The sequence below is a fragment of the Micromonospora sp. NPDC047670 genome (genome assembly GCF_043204915.1).
GTDB lineage: Bacteria > Actinomycetota > Actinomycetes > Mycobacteriales > Micromonosporaceae > Micromonospora.
Window position 1 is genome coordinate 1847 of record NZ_JBIDDA010000030.1, and the last position, 3232, is coordinate 5078.

Here is a 3232-nt window from a genome sequence, read left to right on the forward strand (position 1 = left end):
AGGTGTGGGGCTGTGGGTTGTGGGTTGGTCGTTTGTTGAGAATTGCACAGTGGACGCGAGCATCTTTGTGGTCAAGTTGTCAAGGGCGAACGGTGGATGCCTTGGCACCAGGAGCCGATGAAGGACGTGGGAGGCCGCGATAGGCCTGGGGGAGCTGTCAACCGAGCTGTGATCCCAGGGTGTCCGAATGGGGGAACCCGGCATCAGTCATGTGATGTCACCTGCACCTGAACACATAGGGTGTATGGGGGGAACGCGGGGAAGTGAAACATCTCAGTACCCGTAGGAAGAGAAAACAAATTAGTGATTCCGTGAGTAGTGGCGAGCGAAAGCGGATTGAGGCTAAACCGGCTGCGTGTGATACCTGTCAGGGGTTGCGTGGTCGGGGTTGTGGGACCCTGCTGAACAGGCTGACACTTGTTCGAGGAGTTATAAAGTCAGTGGCTAGCCGAACAGTCTGGAAAGGCTGACCGTAGGCGGTGATAGTCCGGTAGGTGAAAGTTGCTGACCTTCTGTGGGTGTTCCCGAGTAGCGGCGGACCCCTGAAATCTGCCGTGAATCTGCCAGGACCACCTGGTAAGCCTAAATACTTCCTGGTGACCGATAGCGGACGAGTACCGTGAGGGAATGGTGAAAAGTACCCCGGGAGGGGAGTGAAATAGTACCTGAAACCGTTCGCCTACAATCCGTCGGAGCCTTGCGGGGTGACGGCGTGCCTTTTGAAGAATGAGCCTGCGAGTTAGTGGCATGTGGCGAGGTTAACCCGTGTGGGGGAGCCGTAGCGAAAGCGAGTCTGAATAGGGCGGTTCAGTCGCGTGTCCTAGACCCGAAGCGGAGTGATCTAGCCATGGGCAGGCTGAAGCGCGGGTAAGACCGCGTGGAGGGCCGAACCCACCAACGTTGAAAAGTTGGGGGATGACCTGTGGTTAGGGGTGAAAGGCCAATCAAACTCCGTGATAGCTGGTTCTCCCCGAAATGCATTTAGGTGCAGCGTCGCGTGTTTCTTGCCGGAGGTAGAGCACTGGATGGTCTAGGGGGCCCACAAGCTTACCGAAATCAGCCAAACTCCGAATGCCGGTAAGTGAGAGCGCGGCAGTGAGACTGCGGGGGATAAGCTTCGTAGTCGAGAGGGAAACAGCCCAGATCACCAGCTAAGGCCCCTAAGCGTGTGCTAAGTGGAAAAGGATGTGGGGTCGCATAGACAACCAGGAGGTTGGCTTAGAAGCAGCCACCCTTTAAAGAGTGCGTAATAGCTCACTGGTCAAGTGGTTCCGCGCCGACAATGTAGCGGGGCTCAAGCACACCGCCGAAGCTGTGGCATTCACATTTTTACCTCGCTTGGACTTGATTCCTTGTGCAGGTGTGTGGATGGGTAGGGGAGCGTCGTGCCGGGGGTGAAGCAGCGGGGTGACCCAGTTGTGGACGCGGCACGAGTGAGAATGCAGGCATGAGTAGCGAAAGAAGGGTGAGAAACCCTTCCGCCGGATGACCAAGGGTTCCAGGGCCAGGCTAATCCGCCCTGGGTGAGTCGGGACCTAAGGCGAGGCCGAGAGGCGTAGTCGATGGACAACGGGTTGATATTCCCGTACCCGCGAAAGAGCGTCCCTGATGAACCTCGTTGTGCTAACCACCCAAACCGCCAAGGACTTTCGGGTCTGCGGTGGGGAGCGTGGGAACCTGGCGGGTAGTAGTCAAGCGATGGGGTGACGCAGGAAGGTAGCTGAGCCCGGCCGGTGGTTGTGCCGGGGTAAGCGTGTAGGCCGCACCATAGGCAAATCCGTGGTGCATGGAGGCTGAGACGTGATGCCGAGCCGATTCAGGTGAAGTCAGTGATCCTATGCTGCCGAGAAAAGCCTCTAGCGAGTTCTGAGCGGCCCGTACCCCAAACCGACACAGGTGGTCAGGTAGAGAATACCGAGGCGATCGGGCGAACTGTGGTTAAGGAACTCGGCAAATTGCCCCCGTAACTTAGGGAGAAGGGGGGCCGGAGACGTGAAGCCCCGCGCGGGTGGAGCGTTGTATGGCCGCAGAGAGCAGGGGGAAGCGACTGTTTACTAAAAACACAGGTCCATGCGAAGAAGTAATTCGATGTATATGGACTGACGCCTGCCCGGTGCTGGAACGTTAAGGGGACCTGTTAGCTCTTTTGGGGCGAAGCGGAGAACTTAAGCGCCAGTAAACGGCGGTGGTAACTATAACCATCCTAAGGTAGCGAAATTCCTTGTCGGGTAAGTTCCGACCTGCACGAATGGCGTAACGACTTCCCCACTGTCTCAACCACAGGCCCGGCGAAATTGCATTACGAGTAAAGATGCTCGTTACGCGCGGCAGGACGGAAAGACCCCGGGACCTTTACTATAGCTTGACATTGGTATCCGAATTAGCTTGTGTAGGATAGGTGGGAGCCGGTGAAGCTCATACGCCAGTATGGGTGGAGGCAATCTTGAAATACCACTCTGGTTGATTTGGGTATCTAACTTCGGACCGTTATCCGGTTCAGGGACAGTGTCTGGTGGGTAGTTTAACTGGGGCGGTTGCCTCCTAAAGGGTAACGGAGGCGCCCAAAGGTTCCCTCAGCCTGGTTGGCAATCAGGTGTTGAGTGCAAGTACACAAGGGAGCTTGACTGTGAGACTGACAGGTCGAGCAGGGACGAAAGTCGGGACTAGTGATCCGGCACTTGCGAGTGGAAGCGGTGTCGCTCAACGGATAAAAGGTACCCCGGGGATAACAGGCTGATCTTCCCCAAGAGTCCATATCGACGGGATGGTTTGGCACCTCGATGTCGGCTCGTCGCATCCTGGGGCTGTAGCAGGTCCCAAGGGTTGGGCTGTTCGCCCATTAAAGCGGTACGCGAGCTGGGTTTAGAACGTCGTGAGACAGTTCGGTCCCTATCCGCCGTGCGCGTAGGATACTTGAGAAGGGCTGTCCCTAGTACGAGAGGACCGGGACGGACGAACCTCTGGTGTGCCAGTTGTCCCGCCAGGGGCACGGCTGGTTAGCTACGTTCGGAAGGGATAACCGCTGAAAGCATCTAAGCGGGAAGCTCGCTTCAAGATGAGGTATCCCACCCACCTTTGGTGGGGTAAGGCCCCCAGCTAGACGACTGGGTTGATAGGCCGGAAATGTAAGCCCGGTAACGGGTTCAGTTGACCGGTACTAATAGGCCGAGGACTTGACTACTAAGCTGCTACGCGTCCACTGTGCAACTCTTGACAAACGAACAACAACCCC

Annotated in this window: 1 rRNA gene; it reads left to right on the forward strand. The window is 56.8% G+C overall.

From position 1 onward, the window contains the following. The first annotated feature begins 69 nt into the window (after positions 1–69). A 23S ribosomal RNA gene (locus ACGF7U_RS31695) occupies positions 70–3181 on the forward strand. Positions 3182–3232 lie beyond the last annotated feature (51 nt).